Genomic DNA, 18,659 nt, shown 5'->3' on the forward strand with positions numbered 1-18,659 from the left:
TGTCGTCAGTTCGAGTCTGACAGCCGGAGTTTTTTATGGAGAGTTGTCCGAGAGGCCGAAGGAGCATGGTTGGAAACCATGTAAGCGGGTTTTGCCTGCTTCAAGGGTTCGAATCCCTTACTCTCCGTTTAAAAATAAATGATGGCCCGATGGTCAAGTGGTTAAGACACTGCCCTTTCACGGCGGTAACATGGGTTCAAATCCCGTTCGGGTCATTTATGGAGGATTAGCTCAGCTGGGAGAGCGTCTGCCTTACAAGCAGAGGGTCACAGGTTCGAGCCCTGTATCCTCCATTTATTTTTGGTTCTATGGTGTAGTTGGTTATCACGCCTGCCTGTCACGCAGGAGATCACCGGTTCAAGTCCGGTTAGAACCGTTCAAATGAGTTTAGTCTTCCGAATTGATAAGGAGGGCTATTTTTTTGACTAAAAAAGCAGTTGCGGCAAATTGAATTTTGTCGCAACTGCGTTAAGATCAATACAAGAGACAGATTTCTAGAATGGCAGTGAAGAGTGCCCAGCCAAACCAACCCAGGCGAGTGTAGTGCTTGGCTAACCACAAGCCGGCAATCAAGAGGGCTAGTAAAATGACTCCGAACTGATTTAGAAATTTCAAATAAAGCGCAATTCCTAAACCGACGAGTCCAACGATTAGGAACGGCCAGTCGCGTTCCATTTCTAATAGAAAGAAGACGCTCATGCTGATGACGACGGCGGTCAGGCTGCGCCACATGAACGGCCATGAGAAAAAATGGACCCAAAGATAAAAGACGATGCCGCTCATAAACCAGACAAACACGCCCAGTTGCAGGAGCTGTCGGACCCAAGGCCGGTAAAATTGGTCGGGAAAGTAGTTCGGCAGCTGATAGATCGCTGCTAACAAGACTAAGAGAATACCGACCCAGACAGTTGTCTGAAAACCGATCATGACGGCAAAAATCAAGATTAGTGCTTCGCCGATGAGCTGGCTGCGCCGTCCGTCCGGCTGCCATAGCGGTGTTGTCAGGATCAGGAATAACGCTAAGATTAACGGTACGAAGGCCCACGTCCAATAAAAACTGAAGCGGAGCCCGTAAGTGAGTGGCAACAGAAAGAGCAAAATAAGTTGTGCGCTGCGTTGCCGTAATAAGGAACGATTTTGTTCGAGCATAAGCCACCTCGTTTCGATAGTTTCCTTACTATAGTAGCCCATTTATGAAAGTAGGGTCAATCTTCTTTTGAAGTCTTGAAAAATTTATGCTAAACTTATTAGTGCTATATTGCTTCCCGATAGGATCCGTCTTGACGGCGGAGAAGCCTTGTAACCACAAATTTTTAGGGGGAAAAACATTGGAAAGACATTTATTTACTTCGGAGTCCGTTTCCGAAGGGCATCCCGATAAAGTCGCTGATCAAATCAGTGATGCGATTTTAGATGCCATGCTTGAACAAGATCCTGATGCACGTGTTGCGTGTGAAACAACGGTGACAACAGGGCTCGTACTCGTGTGTGGAGAAATTTCCACCTCAGCGTACGTTGATATTCAGTCTGTTGTCCGGGGCACGATCAAAGGGATCGGTTATACGGATGGCCAGTACGGCTTTGACGGCGATAATTGTGCCGTTTTAGTTGCTTTGGATGAACAGTCGCCTGATATTGCCCAAGGGGTCGATGATTCCTTAGAGGCACGCTCAAACGACGAAGATCCGCTGGATAAGATCGGGGCTGGCGACCAGGGGTTGATGTTCGGCTATGCCGTCAACGAAACACCTGAATTGATGCCGTTACCGATTTCACTGGCACACCATCTGATGCAACGGACTGCAAAGCTGCGGAAGGACGGTACAATTCCATACTTGCGTCCCGATGCCAAATCCCAAGTGACCGTTGAATACGATGACGAAGGACATCCATTCCGTGTTGATACGGTGGTCATTAGTACGCAGCACGACCCAGAGGTCTCTTTAAATCAGATTCGCAAGGATATGATTGAACAAGTGATTAAGAAGGTTATTCCAGCCCAGTTATTGGATGAAAATACCCGTTACTTGATCAACCCAACCGGCCGGTTTGTTATCGGCGGACCACAAGCCGATTCTGGTTTGACAGGTCGTAAAGTCATCGTAGATACTTACGGTGGTGCGGCTCATCACGGTGGCGGCGCATTTTCTGGCAAGGACCCGACAAAGGTCGATCGGTCGGCGAGTTATGCAGCTCGTTATATTGCCAAAAACATCGTGGCGGCTGGTTTAGCCGATCGCTGCGAAGTCCAGCTGGCTTATGCCATTGGGGTTGCTAAACCGGTTTCGATTGCGGTCAACACCTTTGGGACGAACCGCGTTTCGGACGAAAAGATCGAAGCAGCGATCCGGGCCAACTTTGACCTGCGTCCCGCTGGTATCATCAAGATGCTTGATCTGCAACGACCGATCTATAAGCAGACTGCTGCTTATGGTCATTTTGGCCGGACCGATATCGATCTGCCATGGGAACACTTGGATAAAGTCCCAGCATTGAAGCAATTATTAGATGATTAACAAGTAGCATAAAAAAGAGGCGGCTTTTACCCCAGTTATTTGGGATAGGGGCCGCTTTTGTTTGGCAAGATAGAAAGGAAGTAAGTATGAGTACAGAAAAGAAAAAAACGAACGTCTTATTGGTCACAATTGCGATTTTTATCGCTACCTTCTTGTCGGCAGTTGAAGGGACAATTGTTTCGACTGCGATGCCGACGATTGTTGAGAGTCTGCATGGGATGAAGCTGATGAACTGGATTTATTCGATTTACCTGCTGACAAATGCGATGACGACACCGATTTGGGGAAAACTCGCCGATCGGATGGGCCGCAAGCCAGTTTTTATTGCCGGATTGGTCATTTTCATCGTTGGCTCCAGTTTGTGCGGGTTGTCGCAGAATATGCTGACACTGATTGGTTTCCGGGCCCTGCAGGGGATCGGAGCCGGCGCGATTACACCCGTTTCCTTTACGATGCTGGCAGATATCTATCCGATCGAAGAACGGGCCCGTATTATGGGCCTGAACGGTTCGGCTTGGGGGATTGCGTCCATCTTTGCACCGTTAATCGGTGGGTTTATCGTTGAAAAGCTGACTTGGCATTGGATCTTTTTCATCAATGTGCCCATCGGCCTGATTACATTAGTCATGATTATGGCGTACTTCCACGAAGACTGGAAAGCTTCCAAGGCTCCGATCGATTATGTCGGCAGTTTGAGCTTGATGGCGACGCTGTTGTTTGTGCTGTATGCTTTCCAGGTGATTGGCGAAGCACCGATTAATTATGGCTTAGTCATTGGTTTGTTTGTGGCAGCTGTCATTGCCTTTTTGATGTTTGTGCGGACCGAAAAACGAGTCGCCGATCCAATTATCGATCTGAAGCTGTTTGAAAACCGGACGTTCGTTGTTCAGAGTTTGATTGCGGCGCTGGTCAGCGGCTTCCTGATTGGTTTTGATGCATATGTGCCGATGTGGACGCAGGGAATTTTAGGCTTGCCGGCGACGATGGCCGGCTTTGCGGTGACGCCTAGTTCATTGATGTGGATTGTCGGCTCTTTTGTGGCAGGACGGTTGTTTGTCAAATTTGCCCCGAAACAGATTTTGTGGGGTAGTTTATCGTTCCTGCTAGTGGCCACCTTGTTATTTGCCAATATTCCGATTACCACGCCGTTCTGGTTCTTCTTCGTGATTGCTACCATTTGCGGCATCGGGTTTGGGATTACGATCACGACAACGACGGTCACTACACAAAATTCAGTCGCACCGAATGAAGTTGGTGTCGCTACTTCGTTCAATACGCTGAGCCGTACATTAGGCCAGACGTTAATGGTTGCCATTTACGGAATCGTTCTTAACGTCAATATCGCACGTGGCATCAAACAGTTTCCAAAGGTTACCAATGCGATGATGAATAAATTCATCAATCCATCGACGGCAACGAGTCTGCCGCACAATCTGTTGCCGCAGATGCATCAGATTCTGTACACGGGGATTCATCACATTTACTGGCTGTCGGTGGTCGTTATTATTCTAGCCTTTGTTGCCAATGCGTTCGATCGCAAGCAGAAAATTTTGTAACCAAAAAAGGAGTGGACCAGAAGTCGATTTCTGACTTTGGTGGCATCTCCCTTGCAAGGACAGCTTTATCCTGTTAAATAGAAATAGCTTCTTAAATGCAATTTTTTGCATTTAAGAAGCTATTTTGGTATAAAAAGGCATTTACGTCATGGTTTAAGCGTTTTTTGAGGGGGTAAATGGATTTAACAAGTGTAAATTCTGATAGATGATTTCACTGAGCATCAGGCTGCCGAGTCCGTAGAAGAAACCGCCGAGCACGTCGGAGGGATAATGGACGTGGACATACACCCGGCTGATATCAATTAGGAAGATCATGAAACAAGCCAAGGTGATTAAACCACGCCGCCAGTGTTTGTTCTGGACGGAATGCAGGATGATGATGATCAATGCGCCGTAAAAGAGGATTGCACCGGTACTATGACCGCTGGGGAAGCTGAAGCCACCGGCGTAGACGAGGTGGTGCACACTCGGACGGGGGCGCTGGACAATTTTTTTGATGACGGTACCTAGGTAGCTGAAAACCCCAACATTCAAGAGCAGAAAACTGGCCCAAGTCGTCTGGTGCATATAGAGCAGGAATAATGTTGCAATCGTCGTCAGCGCAACAACTGTGATTGTATTGCCGCAGCTGGTGATGAAGACCATGAATTTGGTCAGGGCCGGATTCGGATGCCCGGCGATGACGGCGATGCCGAAACGGTCCAAGGCATGAATCCAGCCGGTATGATGGACGATCCCCCACCAGAGGCAGCCGAAGAGAAAATAACAGATTGCGAGCAGCGACCAGCGGCGTTGTTGCTGTGCCATCATTGATCCGCCTCCTCATCGGCCGACCGTTCGAGAATCTGCCGTTTCTTTTCTTCAAATTCGGTCGGGGTTAAAATACCTTGATTGCGCATTTTAAGATAATCCATGATTAAATTAGCATTTTTGACAAACTGCGCTTCTTCGCCTTGCTGCTGGGTTTGCAGCTGTTTTTGGATGAAGGCGACCATTTTTTGAACCGCACGCAGCTGGTCGGTTTTAAAAGTCACATCGAGTGTCTCGTCATCTGGGAGCGCCAGTCTTAAGGTGGCGAGCGCCGCATTCGGCGCTGTGATTAGATTGATTGCCGTCATTTGAGTGTAGGGAATATGCCGCTTTTTGGAATGCTGTTTCAAAAATTGCGGTCGCTCCAGCTCGAGCTGATGGGCATCATACGTTAATTTCGTTTTCTTAGGTTTGCGGATCAAAATGGAAGTTGCCATTCGAATCGCCTCACTTTATTTCAACATTTATGAAAAGTATACCTTATTTCAGGCCGCATTGGTCCGGAAAAAGATTATCCGCCTGCTTGAAAAAGACAGAGGGGTCTGTTATGATGTGTTCATCATCATTTAAGAACGCTGAACAGAAGTAGTAGTTCGTTGGGGCCGTTCAGAGAGTGCCTGGCAGGTGAAAAGGCATCGGTCGCAGCGAGTGAACTCGTCTGGGAGTTTTTTACTGAATCGAGTAGGTAAAGACGTTTTGCCACGTTACGGCTTGAGGTGCTGCAGATTATCTGCAGAAATTAGGTGGTACCGCGGTAAAACGTCCTATAGTCAGTTGACTGTAGGGCGCTTTTTTTATTTAAGGAGGAAAATCAATGGCTTACGATCACAAAAAAGTCGAGAAGAAATGGCAGCAGTATTGGCAGGACCATGATTCGTTCAAGACGACCGAAGACCCTAACAAGAAAAATTATTACGCCTTGGATATGTTCCCGTATCCATCTGGGCAAGGACTGCATGTTGGCCATCCAGAAGGCTACACAGCCACAGATATCACGGCCCGGATGAAACGGATGCAGGGTTTCAATGTGCTCCATCCGATGGGCTGGGATGCATTTGGGCTACCAGCTGAACAATATGCGCTGGATACTGGTCATGACCCGGCTGAATTTACCCAAGAAAACATCAATAATTTCAAACGGCAGATTAATTCATTGGGATTCTCATATGATTGGGACCGTGAAATCAATACGACGGATCCCAACTTCTACAAGTGGACCCAGTGGACCTTCGAACAAATGTACAAGAAGGGCTTGGCTTATGAATCCGAAGAATTAGTCAACTGGAGTCCTGATTTGGGGACCGTTGTGGCCAATGAAGAAGTCATTGATGGCAAGACGGAACGGGGCGGTTTTCCGGTTTACCGCAAGCCGATGAAGCAGTGGATGCTGAAGATTACCGCTTATGCCGACCGTTTGCTGGACGACCTCGATTTAATCGACTGGCCGGAAAATGTCAAGGATATGCAGCGCAACTGGATCGGCCGTTCTGAAGGGGCACAGATTACGTTTGACGTTGCCGATTCCGATTTGAAGTTCGACATTTTCACGACTCGTCCCGACACATTATTCGGGGTAACTTATGCTGTCATGTCGCCCGAACATAAATTAGTCAATCAAATCACGACACCAGCGCAAAATGCCATGGTCGATGCGTATGTGAAGCAAGCTGAAATGAAGAGTGATTTGGAACGGACTGATTTGGCGAAGGAAAAGACCGGCGTTTTCACCGGTGCTTACGCCATCAATCCGGCGACCGGTGAACGGATTCCGATTTGGTTGTCCGATTACGTCTTATCTTCCTATGGCACCGGTGCGATTATGGCAGTCCCTGCCCATGATACCCGTGACTATGAATTTGCCAAGAAGTTCGGCATCGATATCCAGCCCGTTATCGAAGGCGGCGATATCAGCCAAGCTGCTTACACAGGGGATGGCGTTCATATCAATTCACAGTTCTTGGACGGACTGGGTAAAGACGAAGCAATCGCACGGATGCTGGATTGGTTAACCGATAAAGGCATTGGCGAAAAGAAGGTCAACTACAAGATGCGTGACTGGCTGTTCTCTCGTCAGCGCTATTGGGGCGAACCGATTCCAATCATTCATTGGGAAGATGGCACTACTGGTTTAGTTCCAGAAGACCAGCTGCCATTGAAATTGCCGAAGATGACTGATATCAAACCATCAGGGACTGGTGAAAGTCCGTTGGCGAACGACCTTGATTGGGTTAATGTCGTCGATAAAAACGGCCGTAAAGGCAAGCGTGAGACGAACACAATGCCACAGTGGGCTGGGAGCTCATGGTATTACCTCCGTTACGTTGATCCGCACAATGATGCCAAATTAGCCGATTACAAGAAGCTGCAGCAATGGCTGCCCGTCGACCTTTACATTGGTGGGGCCGAACATGCCGTTCGTCATTTGCTGTATGTACGTTTCTGGCACAAGTTCCTGTATGATATCGGGGTTGTGCCGACGGTTGAACCATTCCAGAAGTTGTACAACCAAGGTATGGTCTTAGGCGACAATCATGAAAAGATGTCCAAGTCGAAGGGGAATGTTGTCAACCCAGATGATGTGGTTGAAGAATACGGTGCCGATACTTTGCGGATGTATGAAATGTTCATGGGCCCGTTGGATGCTTCGATTCCATGGAGTGAAAAAGGCTTAGCCGGTTCACGGCGGTTCTTGGACCGTGTTTGGCGTTTGCTTGTCGATGATGACGACAATTTACGGGCCGATAAGCTGACCGATAAAGTCGGCGGTCCGCTGAAGAAAGCCTATCATCAGACGGTCAAGACGGTTACGGAAGATTATGAACAATTACGGTTCAACGTGGCTATTTCACAATTGATGGTCTTTATCAACGATGCGTACAAGGAAGACACGCTGCCACGTGACTATGTCGAAGGCTTTATCCTGCTTTTGGCACCGATTGCACCGCACATGATGGAAGAATTGTGGCAGAAACTGGGTCATGATGAATCCTTGACCTATGCGCCATGGCCGACTTACGACCCGAATGCTTTAGTCGATGATCAAGTCGATATTGTCTTGCAGGTCAACGGCAAGCGGCGGGGTGTGGCCACTGTCTCCCGTGAATTGGGGAAAGACGAACTGGAAAAAATCGCTTTGACCAACGAAAATGTTGAAAAATTCATTGCCGGCAAAGATGTCAAAAAAGTCATCGTTGTTCCTGGTAAGATTGTCAACGTCGTCGCTAAATAAGTTTTTCAAAAGGGTTTGTGCCGAAAAGCACAAACCCTTTTTGAATGGTTCGCATTTTAAATTGAAACGCCTCTTGAAATCGGCTAAGATAGACAAGTATGTAATGGAGATAGGAGTCGAAAAAAATATGGCAAAAACGCCGAATGAAAAGCAAAGCCCTGAAGGGGATTTGCGTGAGGGCGCCGCTGCAGATGCAATTCTGAAAGAAGATACAGCGGATACTTCACAAGAAGATATGTTAAAAGGCTCGGCGTGGATGACAGCCGGGAGTATTTTCTCACGTGTTTTAGGCGCGATTTATATTATTCCATGGATGGCCTGGATGGGGGCGTATGCTTTACAAGCAAATGCGCTGTTTGCCAAGGGCTATCAGATTTATGCGATTTTCCTGACGATTTCAACTGCTGGGGTCCCTGGTGCGATTTCGAAACAGGTGGCCCATTATAATGCGATTAACGAATATGCCACTGGCCGGAAATTATTCCGGCATGGGATGTATTTGATGATTGCGATGGGGGTCGTTTCAGCCGCCATCTTCTACTTCGCCGCACCGTTATTATCGGCCGGCGATGCCCGGATGATTCCAGTCATGCATTCACTGAGCTGGGCGCTGCTGCTGATTCCGATGATGAGTATCATGCGGGGCTTCTTCCAAGGTTATTCGAAGATGGCACCGAGTGCGATTTCGCAATTTGTGGAACAATTAGCACGTGTGATTTATATGCTGGTCACTGCCTTTTTAATCATGAAAGTGATTCATGGCAGTTATGTGTCCGCCGTTTCGCAGTCGACCTTTGCGGCCTTCATTGGGGCAATTTTCGGACTGGCGGTGATGATGCTGTATTACCTCTCGCAACGCAAGAAGCTGAATCTGTTGTCGGCCGGCAGTTACAATCGGGTCGACACGTCGACCAACGAACTGCTGATTGAGATTATTCGGCAGGCGCTGCCGTTTATCATCATGGATTCAGGCATCAACTTATTTTACTTAGTCGATCAGTATACCTTTAATCCGATGCTGGGGCATTTTATGCACATCGGCCGTGATCAGCTCGATTCATACTATGCGCTCTTCGCTGCCAATGCCAACAAGCTGATTATGATTACCATCTCGTTGGCAACGGCGATGGCCGTGACGGCGATTCCACTGTTGTCCGCCGCCCATGCTCGGCATGATGTCAAAAAGATGAGTGAACAGATCAGCAATGCCATTCAGATGTTCTGCATCATCATGATTCCCAGTGCGTTCGGGATGTCGGCCGTTGCCAAGCCGCTGTATATTTTATTTTATGGAACTCAGGAATATACGAGTTTAGGGATTTTACTGCTCGAATTTTCGTCGTATGTCTCCATTTTACTAGGACTCTTTACGATTCTGGCGGCAATCCTGCAGGGCTTGTATCAGAATCGGACGGCGATTGCTGACTTGCTGATTGGGTTAGTCGTCAAATTTGCCTTGCAGTATCCGATGATTGGCATCTTCCATGTGTTTGGGCCGATGATTTCGACGGCAATCGGCTTTGGAATCGTCAGCTGGCTGATGCTGCGGCAATTGAATGATAAATATCATATTCGGGTGCGGCAGACGAATCATCGTCTGATCGGAATTTTGGTCTTTACCATTTTGATGGTTTTAGGTGTCAAGGGGACGTTATGGGTTCTCGATCTCTTCATGAATCCAGCCTTTCGTGCCATCGATATCATCGAACTGGTGATTGCCATTATCGTGGGCGTCGCCATTTATGGCTACTTGATTTTGAAAACACGCTTAGCCGACCTGATTTTAGGGGCACGTGTAGGTGGTCTCAGAAGACGATTGCACATTAAATAAAGAAAAACGGATCGGACATCGGTTGGATGTTCGATCCGTTTTTGTTGTACCATTTAAAAGGTTAAAACCCGATTCGGTCTTCCGGTGTCTTCTTCGCCATCTGAGCCATGAAACTAGGCAAAGCATGGCTGATCATGGTCGGGAGGGTGACGTAGGCATTTTCGGCGAGTTGATCAGAAATTTTACTGTGCGTATAAACGGCACTTAATAAGGCTTTCTGCTTGTTTTCGAATTGAGCGACGAAAGCCGCAATGACACCAGTCAGCGTATCGCCGCTGCCGCCGGTTGCGAGGGCCGGACCGCCGACCGTGTTCTGCCAGATTTGATCCTGCATATAGACTTCGGTGCGGTGTTTCTTCAAAACGACGTTGGCATGGAGCTTTTGCTGGGCCGCCTGATTTTTTTCAGGAGTCTGGTCATCAGGAGCAATTCCAGTCAGCCGCTGCCATTCGATCACATGGGGAGTGAAGATAATATGAGTATCGGGCAGGGTCATTTTTTGGGCCGCCACAAGATCGATCGCCGAACCGTCGATGATCAGAATCTGTTTAGGCAGTACTAAATCAAAAACAGTTTCAAGAATCGTTTGCGCCTGCTGATCTGTTCCTAAACCAGGGCCGACAACGATGACGTTCATCGTCGGAATCAATTTAGTCAGTTCGGCGACATCCGTATCATCGACGACCATCGCTTCTGGAAGCTGGGCATGCAGACTGGTAAAATTACTAGGATCAGTGGCTGCAGTGACTAGGCCGGCACCGCCATAAACGGCGGCCATGGTGCTCATGATAATGGCACCGCCATAATTTTGATTGCCGCCGACTGTCAAAACGTGACCATAATCGCCTTTATAAGTATCCGCCTCACGGGGCCGGATGGTTGCTTGAACAATATCTGCTGTAATTTCTTGCATCATCAACACTTCTTTCGCAATTGATTTTAGTTCTATTGTGCACCTTTCTCGAATAAAATTGCAAAAAAGGGTTGGCAAAACGATGAAAATACAATATACTAGTTGTTGTGTTAAATGCCTCTGTGGCGGAATTGGCAGACGCGCAGCGTTCAGGTCGCTGTATGGGTAACCATGTACAAGTTCGAATCTTGCCAGAGGCATTGGGGAAACAAAGCGGTTTGTGGTGGAACTGAGTCATTGGCTCCAGCTTACAAAACATAAAAAACGAGTGGGAATCATTTCCTACTCGTTTTTTTGTTTCTGTTTACATTAACCGGCCGACGCCGTAATGAATCAGCATCGTAATGATTCCGATGACGATATTACGGATGACAGCCGTTTTGACTAAGCCGTCGCCGAGTTTGGCACTGAGATAGCCGGTCAGGCCAACTGATAGGATAACGGCTAAAATGGTAGCTGGCCATTGATAGGCGACTGGCGCAAAGGTCATTGCCGCTAATGGGAAGACACCGCCCGCAGAGGCCGAAAATAGCGACGAGAAGGCGGCCGACCATGGGTTCATGTATTGACCGACCTTGATGCCGTCTTTGACGTTGACGACCGTTTCAAGCGGTTTTTTGCTTAACAGATCATTGGCAATTGCTAAGGATGTGTTAGCAGTGACACCACGTGCCATGTAATATTCCTGGACGGCTTTGACTTGGCCGTCAAAATCGGTGTCCAGCAAGTGCTGTTCCTTGCGTACGGCGGCTTCTTCGGTATCTCGCTGGGTGCTGACCGAAGCGTATTCGCCACACGCCATTGAAAAGGCGCAGGCGAGCAAGTCGGACAATCCGGCAATGAAGATCGTAAACTGATTCGTGGTCGCAGCGGCCACACTGAACAGGACACCGACGACGGTCAAGATGCCATCGTTCGAACCTAAGACACCGGCTCGCAAAGTGTTCAGCCGTTCCTTCATGGAAGCTTTCTGTTTCGTTTGTTTCTTGGCAAGCATCGGATTATCCCCCAATCAAATGGCCGATCAAGAAGGTGACGGTCATTGTTAAAATTCCGGCGACCATATTGCGCCAGACCCCATGAGCCCGGTTCGAGTGGCCTAAAGCAGCAGCAATGTATCCAGTAATGGCGAGTGCAATCACGACCGCAATGAAAGTGGCCGGAATCTTGATTGCACCTGGAAACAGCCAAACGGCCAGCATCGGCAAACAAGAACCGGTAGGGAAGGAAAGCATTGATGCGATTGCAGCGGCATAGGGGTTGGTGTACTCATTGACATTAAACCCAAAGCGTTCCCGAACCATTGTTTTGAGGGGATCTTGTGCCATCATTTCGGAAGTGGCCTGTGCTGCTAGCCGGGAATCAATCCCGGTTTGTTCGTATTTTTCCTGGACAAAGTGGGCTTCGGTATCATAATCGGTATCCAAAGCATTTTTCTCCTGCATGACTGCATGGCGTTGTGAATCCTTTTCGGTGTTGACCGAAACATATTCACCCATCGCCATTGAAACGGTACCGGCGATCATACCGGCAAATCCAGACAGCAGAATGGCGCCATTACTGCTGGAAGCAGCCGCAACCCCGACTACGATTCCGGCGACCGAGACGATTCCATCGTTCGCCCCCATGACTGCCGCCCGCATGACGTTGATTCGTTGTGCAAGCGTCTGTTTTTTCTTTGGCAATTCTCCCGTCTCCTCTTGTTCGGAACTAATCGAAAATGTTTAGGGACTCCTTATCAATTAGTTCCCTAATTGTAGGTTATAATGATTCTAAATTGTTAACACTTTCTATCGTACCATTTTCAAGTTTTCTGTAAACCGATTTTCACAATTTATTTTGTTATATTGGAATTATTCTAAAAAACATGGTTTAATATAACTGAATCGATCAATGAAAGGAGATCTCTTATTTGAGTAGTCATCAAGATTTAGACGCAGCACTGGCCATTTTAAAAGAACACAAAGTGCGGATTACGCCTCAACGGCGGCTGGTATTAAATTACCTGATCACACATCACAATCATCCCTCTGTCGAAACGATCAGTCAGTCGCTGGCCCAGGAGATCCCTAATTTGAGTGTGGCCACGATTTATAACAACTTAAAGAAATTTGTTGAGCTGGGGATTGTCATCGAGCTTCCTAGTGAAAACGGTGGAATCCGTTATGATTATTTCGGACATCCGCATTATCACGTTATTTGTAAAAATTGCGGCAAAATTGCCGATGTTTTTTCGCCGGCGTATGCCGAAATCGAGCAGACGTTACGGGATGAAGCCGCCAAGCGGACCGGTTATTTGGTCACCGGCGACCATGTCGAAGTGTACGGCTATTGTCCGGATTGTCAGAAAAAATTACATTTAAACCAATAGAAATGGCTTCTTAAATGCAAAAATTGCATTTAAGAAGCCATTTTTCTTACGTCACGTTAACGTAATCCTTTGAAAATCAGCATCAAACCGAGCACGATCAGAATTGTACCGGTTAGATTTTCGCCGTGCTTGTGGAAAAAGGTTTCGAAATCTTTGAAACGAGTCAGCCGCAATCCTAAGGCGCACCATAAACAAATCAGCACCATCAGATACAGATTCGTCCAGAGCAGCATTTTGGTATCGAGTGAGGCAAAGTAGGGGATGTAGACGCCTAAATTGTCGCCCCCATCGGCTAGAATCGTCAGCATGACAAAGCCGACTGAAACAACGTGCTGGTTGATTTGTTTCTTTTGGTGTTCCCGTTTTTCATGGTGTTCGCTCCAGAAAACTTGACAGCCGAGAAAAAACGGCACAGCACCTAAACCAGCGATGAACTGCTGGGGAAGCAGTTTAATCCCGAAACTGCCTAGATCGCTGGCGAAAACAATCATCGCAAAGGCAATCACTTGGCCGATGAAAACTTTCCAAATATCGCCCCGTGATTTAGCGGCGGGTTCGTTGACGGCCACCATCAGAAAAGTGACCAGTAAAAATAAGTCGTCCATATCAGTTGCCAGAAAGGCGAAAGTGGCCGGCAGTAAATTGGCGAGCATGTTTGAACCTCCTTTGAAAACGAAAAGAGGCCTAGGATGTTCCTAGACCTCTTCACTATAACACGAGTTTTCAATTGAAGGTTACAACATGGCTGCACCGACCAGAACGATGCACAAACCGAGAAAGGCGGCCAGGGTCAGATGACTGGCCCGCCGCTGATCCTGATGCCGGATGATCTTCAGCAGCCACCAGCCGATGCTGGCCAGAAAGCAGATGCTCATCCCTAAAAAGAGGATCAAAAAAAGCGTCATTTTCATTGACTGATTGCACTGCTTTGAGCGAGCAGCCGTAATTTACGCTGGTTCCAAAATGTTTCGGATAAATTACGGTAGTAGATCTGGATGCCGCAGTGCGGGCAATCTTTAAGTCCATATTCCATTTCATGCTGGCACACCGGACATTCGAATTCCGGCTGTACCGTTGCTTCTGCTGCGGATGGTTCTGTCATGTCAAATGCCTCCTTAAGCTTGATCGGATGTCGAGCGATTCGGTAGAAAACGGATCAGACGACCGACTTGATCGGCCTCATCGGCCAGTTCGCTGGCCCGGGTTTGGGGCAGTAAAAAAGTCATCTCCATTTTGTGGGGATCAAGATCGTGGGTCACCGTGATCAAAGTGAGAAAGGAGTTTTTATCCTTTTTAAAAATCGGCAGTTCCCGAAATGTATATTGTAAGATTTGAGCAGCATCTTCCTTAAAGGGCTCTAAAAAGTGGCTTAAAACACGGTAGGCATAGTATAAAGTCTCCGCATAGGTCACTCCCTTTGCTGAAAGATCGGGAATGTTTAAAAAGTGGATTTCATATCCGGCGTCCGTTTTGAGATTTAAAACACCAAATACGTAACGCGGTTGTTGTTTCACAACCATTTTATCAGCCTCCGTATTCCTAGAAAAAATACTATCTAACATTATAACGGTGTAAGAAGAATATAACAAATGTTTTAGAAATTGGTGGCTTTTCATGGAAATTTAAAAATTGGGTACACAAACAAAAGATCGTATGCTATACTTATAAATGTATTGCGGGTGTAGTTTAGTGGTAAAACACAAGCTTCCCAAGCTTGCGTCGCGAGTCCGATTCTCGTCACCCGCTTTTTTAGTAAAAGAATAGTTAGTCTGGTTTTTGATAGCGAGTCCAGGATGGTGAAAGCTGGGTAAAAACGAATTAACGGCGCGCTTTTACGGAGTATCATCAATTGAATTAAAGTGGACATCTGTCAATTAGAGTGGTACCGCGGGTAAAGCTCGTCTCTTTCATTTTCATGAAAGAGGCTTTTTTATTACTCACGGTCATAACGGAGGAAAAAACGATGGAATTCAAACAACAAGTTGTGACGGCTTTACAGCAAGCCATTGGCGCTCAGCTCGACGCACGTACAATCGCAAAAGGAATTGAAATCCCTAAGTCATCTGATTTAGGCGATTATGCCTTCCCAACGTTTATGCTGGCCAAAATTTTTCATAAAGCACCGCAGAAAATTGCTGAAGAAATTGTCGGTAAAATCGACCAGCAAGGGTTCGAAAAAGTACAGGCTGTCGGCGCTTATGTCAACTTTTTCTTAGACAAGCAGTCATTCAGTCGTGATGTTTTGCAGACAATCTTGGTTAAAGGCGACAGCTACGGCAATGCCAATACCGGTCATGGCGGCAATGTGCCGATCGATATGTCGTCGCCGAATATCGCCAAGCCGATGTCGATGGGGCATTTGCGTTCGACGGTTATCGGGAATTCATTAGCCAATATTCTGCGCAAAATCGGCTATAATCCGATTAAAATCAATCATTTAGGCGACTGGGGTACCCAGTTCGGCAAGCTGATTGTCGGCTACAAAAAATGGGGCAGCGAAGCAGACGTTAAGGCTGATCCGATTACCAATTTGAACAAGTATTATGTGCGGTTCCATAAAGAAGACGTTGAGCATCCCGAACTTGATGATGAAGCTCGTGAATGGTTCAAGAAACTCGAAAACGGCGACCCCGAAGCGATGCATCTTTGGAAATGGTTCCGTGAAATCTCATTGAGTGAATTTAGCCACATTTACGATGTGCTTGGCATTGAATTTGATTCTTACAAAGGGGAAGCTTTCTACAACGATAAAATGGATGCCGTCATCCAAGAACTCGAAGAAAAGCATTTGCTGGAAGAAAGCCAAGGGGCTGAAGTCGTCAATCTCGATTCGTACAATTTGTCGCCGGCGATGATTCGCAAATCTGATGGGGCTTCCTTGTACATGACCCGTGATTTAGCCGCTGCGATTTACCGGATGAACACTTACAACTTCGTTCAATCCTTGTATGTCGTTGGGAATGAACAGGCCCTGCATTTCGACCAGCTCAAAGCCGTTTTGAAGGAAATGGGCGATGACTGGGCCGATAATATTCATCATATTGCCTTTGGTCTGATTACTTCCGGCGGTAAGAAATTATCGACTCGGAAGGGCAATGTCATCCTGCTTGAAGGCGTGCTGAAGGATGCTGTTTTACTGGCTCAAGCACAAATCGAGGCCAAGAACCCGACCCTTAAGAATAAGGACCAGGTTGCTAAGGATGTCGGTGTCGGTGCCGTTGTCTTCCATGATCTCAAGAACGATCGGATGGACAGCTTCGACTTCAACCTTGAAGAAGTGGTTCGTTTCGAAGGGGAAACTGGTCCGTATGTTCAATATACGAATGCTCGTGCCCAAAGCATCTTGCGGAAAGCTGCGGTCGAAATTGACCGGGATGCCGACGATTTGACCTTGACCGACCCTGAAGCTTGGAACGTTTTGAAGGCATTGGGCGATTACCCAGCTGCCATCGAACGGGCTGCCAAAGAATACGAACCGTCTGTCATTGCCAAGTATACGTTACGGTTAGCCAAGGCCTTTAACCAGTACTATGCACATTCGAAGATTCTTGAAGCCAATGCGGAACGCAATGCTCGTTTGGCCTTGGTGGACAGTGTCAGCCGGGTGCTGCAGAATGCACTGGCTTTGTTAGGTGTCAATGCACCGTCCGAAATGTAAAATGAATAAAAATGCACTTGCCGTCTGATTCTGTCAGGTGAAACAAAAGACTGTCTTGATTTCAAGGCAGCCTTTTTTAGGAACGGAATGCATGTCTGCACGCTTGATTGGCAGCAAAAGTCTGTTTTCAAGGATTCGGATGAACTGGTTATTTTCGAGCCGTTTGCGTATGAATATGCAAAATGACGTCTGAATCTGGTATACTAGCTGTAGAATCTGAGTGAACTAAGATTAGAAGGTGATCGTGTGAAGAAGTCAGAACGACAAGCACGTTTAGAACAAATAATCGATCGACATGTAGTTTCGACACAGGAAGAATTATTGCAACTGTTACGGGATGAAGGCATTGATGCTACGCAGGCAACGATCTCACGGGACATTCGTGAGATGCAGATCGTCAAGGCGCGAGATTCAAATGGGGTGCTGCGTTATACGATTTTCCATGCCGATGATCGTTCACAAGAAGAACGGCTCCACGACACGATCCAACATGTGGTCGCCAAGATCACGCAAGTTCAATTTTTAAATGTGATCCGGACCTTGCCTAGTAATGGCAATCTATTGGCCGCAATTCTCGATGATATTTACTTGCCGGAAGTCGTCGGAACGGTAGCTGGGTATGACACAATTGTCGTGATCAGTCCGGATGTTGCTGCGGCGACCCATGTCAACAAAATGGTCAACCAGTATATCCAAACCAATCATGTCAGCCAGGATGATTAACGAAAAATAAATTTAGGTTAAAAAACTGTGCCAGAAGAATCTGGTGCACAAAAAGATGGCGTTCTAAGTAGTGTTTCACCACTTAGAACGCCATCTTTATTTTGACAAGTTGACATTGCCAAACAGTCATGACGGGAAAGTCAAAAAACGACTTTTAACAGGTGCCCTTTTTAGTCTTTTAAGGGGGCTGGGACTGACAGCCGGATAAAGGTAAATGGAATTGTTAATGTCATCCGATTAGCATGGAGATGCATCCGGTGTTCAAGAGCGGCATCGGAATCATACAACGGGTCATTGAGCAGTGGGTGTCCTAAAGCCGCCAGATGAACGCGAATTTGGTGCGTGCGGCCGGTTTCAAGGGTGAGCTGAATGCGAGTCGTTGTGGCGGTCCGGCTTAAAACCTGATAATGGGTGCGAGCTGCTAGTCCATGGTCATAATCGACGGTGCGTTTGCGTTTATCAGTCGGATCGAGTCCAATCGGCAGGTCGATTGTCCCTTGAGACGGTTCAAGTCGGCCCCGTACATCGGCAATGTAGGACCGCTGCATCGTTTTTAACGCCAGCTGCCGGTTTAAAGGGGCAACAACGGCCGGCGATTTAGCGATCAGGAGGGCGCCGCTTGTGGCCATATCCAACCGGTGAATCATATAAGGGCGTTCCTGTTTGGCGGCTAAATAACTGGCGGCGACATTCATCATGGTGCCAGTCTCATCCGGCCGATTCGGATGCGATTTGACGCCGCTGGGTTTATTGACAATCAGCAGGTCAGCCGTTTCATATAAAACGTCCAATGGGAAGGCCTGGCTGGGTAGATAATGCTGGTCGGCGATGCCTAAATCGGTGAAATGCATCCAGATTCGATCGCCGCCATGCACATCAGTATTGATTGATTGGTAACGACCGTTGATCAGAATCTGCTGTTGACTGCGGAGCTGGTGCTGAGTCTTGCGGGGCAGCAGCCATTCACGCAGCAAAGTACGAATCGGACGGGGCTGGAACGACATCGGCAGCCGGACTTCTTTAGTGGCTTGAACAGGCATCTGAAAACTCCC

At 47.4% G+C, this 18,659-nt stretch carries 18 protein-coding genes, 6 tRNA genes, 1 riboswitch and 1 other annotated feature; of the genes, 13 read left to right on the forward strand and 11 right to left on the reverse strand.

Going from position 1 to position 18,659, the window contains the following annotated elements:
* The first annotated feature begins 37 nt into the window (after positions 1-37).
* The 4 genes from IV40_RS00005 to IV40_RS00020 all read left to right on the forward strand — a co-directional run bounded on the left by IV40_RS00005 (position 38) and on the right by IV40_RS00020 (position 376).
* Positions 38-127 (forward strand) — tRNA-Ser (locus IV40_RS00005).
* Positions 128-143: 16 nt separating this feature from the next.
* A tRNA-Glu gene (locus tag IV40_RS00010) sits at positions 144-215 on the forward strand.
* A gap of 5 nt (positions 216-220) precedes the next feature.
* A tRNA-Val gene (locus IV40_RS00015) sits at positions 221-293 on the forward strand.
* Positions 294-302: 9 nt separating this feature from the next.
* Positions 303-376: transfer RNA gene (locus IV40_RS00020), tRNA-Asp, on the forward strand.
* A gap of 98 nt (positions 377-474) precedes the next feature.
* Here IV40_RS00020 and IV40_RS00025 read toward each other — a convergent pair.
* Positions 475-1,149: a hypothetical protein gene (locus tag IV40_RS00025; RefSeq protein WP_057768059.1), complete on the reverse strand. Its 675-nt coding sequence runs from the start codon at positions 1,147-1,149 to the stop codon at positions 475-477.
* A 99-nt stretch (positions 1,150-1,248) separates the two neighbouring features.
* A riboswitch (SMK box riboswitch) is annotated at positions 1,249-1,331 on the forward strand.
* On the opposite strand from IV40_RS00025, the gene metK reads away from it, so the two are divergent.
* Both metK and IV40_RS00035 read left to right on the forward strand, forming a co-directional pair.
* Positions 1,329-2,516, forward strand: coding sequence for a methionine adenosyltransferase (gene metK / locus IV40_RS00030; protein ID WP_057768063.1), 1,188 nt, complete (start codon positions 1,329-1,331; stop codon positions 2,514-2,516). It overlaps the preceding riboswitch by 3 nt.
* Before the next feature lie 86 nt (positions 2,517-2,602).
* Positions 2,603-4,072: an MDR family MFS transporter gene (locus tag IV40_RS00035; protein WP_057768066.1), complete on the forward strand. Its 1,470-nt coding sequence runs from the start codon at positions 2,603-2,605 to the stop codon at positions 4,070-4,072.
* 153 nt (positions 4,073-4,225) lie between these two features.
* On the opposite strand, the gene IV40_RS00040 is transcribed toward IV40_RS00035, so the two are convergent.
* Positions 4,226-4,882, reverse strand: coding sequence for a phosphatase PAP2 family protein (locus IV40_RS00040; protein ID WP_057768069.1), 657 nt, complete (start codon positions 4,880-4,882; stop codon positions 4,226-4,228).
* Positions 4,879-5,319 (reverse strand): hypothetical protein, encoded by a 441-nt coding sequence (locus IV40_RS00045; protein WP_057768072.1) that lies wholly within the window; start codon positions 5,317-5,319, stop codon positions 4,879-4,881. Before IV40_RS00045 ends, IV40_RS00040 begins: the two co-directional genes overlap by 4 nt.
* Before the next feature lie 129 nt (positions 5,320-5,448).
* Positions 5,449-5,652 (forward strand) — a binding site (T-box leader).
* Positions 5,653-5,696: 44 nt separating this feature from the next.
* Between IV40_RS00045 and leuS the strand changes: the two genes are divergently transcribed.
* Entirely contained in the window at positions 5,697-8,111 is a 2,415-nt protein-coding gene (gene leuS / locus IV40_RS00050; protein ID WP_057768076.1) for a leucine--tRNA ligase, read from the forward strand.
* 235 nt (positions 8,112-8,346) lie between these two features.
* Complete coding sequence (locus tag IV40_RS00055; RefSeq protein WP_057768795.1) at positions 8,347-9,942, forward strand: putative polysaccharide biosynthesis protein; 1,596 nt, start codon at positions 8,347-8,349, stop codon at positions 9,940-9,942.
* A gap of 61 nt (positions 9,943-10,003) precedes the next feature.
* On the opposite strand, the gene IV40_RS00060 is transcribed toward IV40_RS00055, so the two are convergent.
* Positions 10,004-10,855: an NAD(P)H-hydrate dehydratase gene (locus IV40_RS00060; protein ID WP_057768079.1), complete on the reverse strand. Its 852-nt coding sequence runs from the start codon at positions 10,853-10,855 to the stop codon at positions 10,004-10,006.
* Positions 10,856-10,971: 116 nt separating this feature from the next.
* On the opposite strand from IV40_RS00060, the gene IV40_RS00065 reads away from it, so the two are divergent.
* Positions 10,972-11,055: transfer RNA gene (locus tag IV40_RS00065), tRNA-Leu, on the forward strand.
* A gap of 104 nt (positions 11,056-11,159) precedes the next feature.
* Here IV40_RS00065 and IV40_RS00070 read toward each other — a convergent pair.
* Both IV40_RS00070 and IV40_RS00075 read right to left on the reverse strand, forming a co-directional pair.
* On the reverse strand, positions 11,160-11,852 hold the full coding sequence (locus tag IV40_RS00070; protein WP_057768082.1) for a VIT1/CCC1 transporter family protein: 693 nt from the start codon (positions 11,850-11,852) through the stop codon (positions 11,160-11,162).
* Between the two features lie 4 nt (positions 11,853-11,856).
* Positions 11,857-12,498, reverse strand: a complete 642-nt coding sequence (locus IV40_RS00075; RefSeq protein WP_057768796.1) for a VIT1/CCC1 transporter family protein — start codon at positions 12,496-12,498, stop codon at positions 11,857-11,859.
* 269 nt (positions 12,499-12,767) lie between these two features.
* On the opposite strand from IV40_RS00075, the gene IV40_RS00080 reads away from it, so the two are divergent.
* Entirely contained in the window at positions 12,768-13,226 is a 459-nt protein-coding gene (locus tag IV40_RS00080; protein ID WP_057768085.1) for a Fur family transcriptional regulator, read from the forward strand.
* A gap of 56 nt (positions 13,227-13,282) precedes the next feature.
* On the opposite strand, the gene IV40_RS00085 is transcribed toward IV40_RS00080, so the two are convergent.
* The 4 genes from IV40_RS00085 to IV40_RS00095 all read right to left on the reverse strand — a co-directional run bounded on the left by IV40_RS00085 (position 13,283) and on the right by IV40_RS00095 (position 14,746).
* The gene (locus IV40_RS00085; RefSeq protein WP_057768087.1) at positions 13,283-13,879 is read right to left on the reverse strand and encodes a cadmium resistance transporter; all 597 of its coding nucleotides are present in this window, start codon (positions 13,877-13,879) and stop codon (positions 13,283-13,285) included.
* An 81-nt stretch (positions 13,880-13,960) separates the two neighbouring features.
* Complete coding sequence (locus IV40_RS10650; RefSeq protein WP_156404190.1) at positions 13,961-14,137, reverse strand: hypothetical protein; 177 nt, start codon at positions 14,135-14,137, stop codon at positions 13,961-13,963.
* A complete protein-coding gene (locus tag IV40_RS00090) occupies positions 14,134-14,328 on the reverse strand; it encodes a hypothetical protein (RefSeq protein WP_057768090.1) in 195 nt (64 codons plus the stop codon). Before IV40_RS00090 ends, IV40_RS10650 begins: the two co-directional genes overlap by 4 nt.
* A gap of 13 nt (positions 14,329-14,341) precedes the next feature.
* Complete coding sequence (locus IV40_RS00095) at positions 14,342-14,746, reverse strand: hypothetical protein (protein ID WP_057768093.1); 405 nt, start codon at positions 14,744-14,746, stop codon at positions 14,342-14,344.
* A gap of 155 nt (positions 14,747-14,901) precedes the next feature.
* Between IV40_RS00095 and IV40_RS00100 the strand changes: the two genes are divergently transcribed.
* From IV40_RS00100 to IV40_RS00110, 3 genes are all read left to right on the forward strand, one after another.
* Positions 14,902-14,972, forward strand: a tRNA-Gly gene (locus IV40_RS00100).
* Positions 14,973-15,189: 217 nt separating this feature from the next.
* Positions 15,190-16,884, forward strand: coding sequence for an arginine--tRNA ligase (argS, locus tag IV40_RS00105; RefSeq protein WP_057768096.1), 1,695 nt, complete (start codon positions 15,190-15,192; stop codon positions 16,882-16,884).
* A 246-nt stretch (positions 16,885-17,130) separates the two neighbouring features.
* A complete protein-coding gene (locus IV40_RS00110) occupies positions 17,131-17,607 on the forward strand; it encodes an arginine repressor (RefSeq protein WP_057768099.1) in 477 nt (158 codons plus the stop codon).
* A gap of 170 nt (positions 17,608-17,777) precedes the next feature.
* Here IV40_RS00110 and IV40_RS00115 read toward each other — a convergent pair whose 3' ends face one another.
* Entirely contained in the window at positions 17,778-18,647 is an 870-nt protein-coding gene (locus tag IV40_RS00115) for an RluA family pseudouridine synthase (protein ID WP_057768102.1), read from the reverse strand.
* Positions 18,648-18,659 lie beyond the last annotated feature (12 nt).

It is taken from the genome of Lactobacillus selangorensis (assembly GCF_001437205.1).
In the GTDB taxonomy this organism is placed as follows: domain Bacteria; phylum Bacillota; class Bacilli; order Lactobacillales; family Lactobacillaceae; genus Paralactobacillus; species Paralactobacillus selangorensis.

Excerpts from the sequence above, each read along its gene's own strand:
- IV40_RS00025 (WP_057768059.1), bottom strand. The coding sequence starts at position 1,149 with ATGCTCGAACAAAATCGTTCCTTATTACGGCAACGCAGCGCACAACTT.
- IV40_RS00035 (WP_057768066.1), top strand. The coding sequence starts at position 2,603 with ATGAGTACAGAAAAGAAAAAAACGAACGTCTTATTGGTCACAATTGCG.
- IV40_RS00040 (WP_057768069.1), bottom strand. The coding sequence starts at position 4,882 with ATGATGGCACAGCAACAACGCCGCTGGTCGCTGCTCGCAATCTGTTAT.
- IV40_RS00045 (WP_057768072.1), bottom strand. The coding sequence starts at position 5,319 with ATGGCAACTTCCATTTTGATCCGCAAACCTAAGAAAACGAAATTAACG.
- leuS (WP_057768076.1), top strand. The coding sequence starts at position 5,697 with ATGGCTTACGATCACAAAAAAGTCGAGAAGAAATGGCAGCAGTATTGG.
- IV40_RS00055 (WP_057768795.1), top strand. The coding sequence starts at position 8,347 with ATGTTAAAAGGCTCGGCGTGGATGACAGCCGGGAGTATTTTCTCACGT.
- IV40_RS00060 (WP_057768079.1), bottom strand. The coding sequence starts at position 10,855 with ATGCAAGAAATTACAGCAGATATTGTTCAAGCAACCATCCGGCCCCGT.
- IV40_RS00070 (WP_057768082.1), bottom strand. The coding sequence starts at position 11,852 with ATGCTTGCCAAGAAACAAACGAAACAGAAAGCTTCCATGAAGGAACGG.
- IV40_RS00075 (WP_057768796.1), bottom strand. The coding sequence starts at position 12,498 with ATGCGGGCGGCAGTCATGGGGGCGAACGATGGAATCGTCTCGGTCGCC.
- IV40_RS00085 (WP_057768087.1), bottom strand. The coding sequence starts at position 13,879 with ATGCTCGCCAATTTACTGCCGGCCACTTTCGCCTTTCTGGCAACTGAT.
- IV40_RS10650 (WP_156404190.1), bottom strand. The coding sequence starts at position 14,137 with ATGAAAATGACGCTTTTTTTGATCCTCTTTTTAGGGATGAGCATCTGC.
- IV40_RS00090 (WP_057768090.1), bottom strand. The coding sequence starts at position 14,328 with ATGACAGAACCATCCGCAGCAGAAGCAACGGTACAGCCGGAATTCGAA.
- IV40_RS00095 (WP_057768093.1), bottom strand. The coding sequence starts at position 14,746 with ATGGTTGTGAAACAACAACCGCGTTACGTATTTGGTGTTTTAAATCTC.
- argS (WP_057768096.1), top strand. The coding sequence starts at position 15,190 with ATGGAATTCAAACAACAAGTTGTGACGGCTTTACAGCAAGCCATTGGC.
- IV40_RS00115 (WP_057768102.1), bottom strand. The coding sequence starts at position 18,647 with ATGCCTGTTCAAGCCACTAAAGAAGTCCGGCTGCCGATGTCGTTCCAG.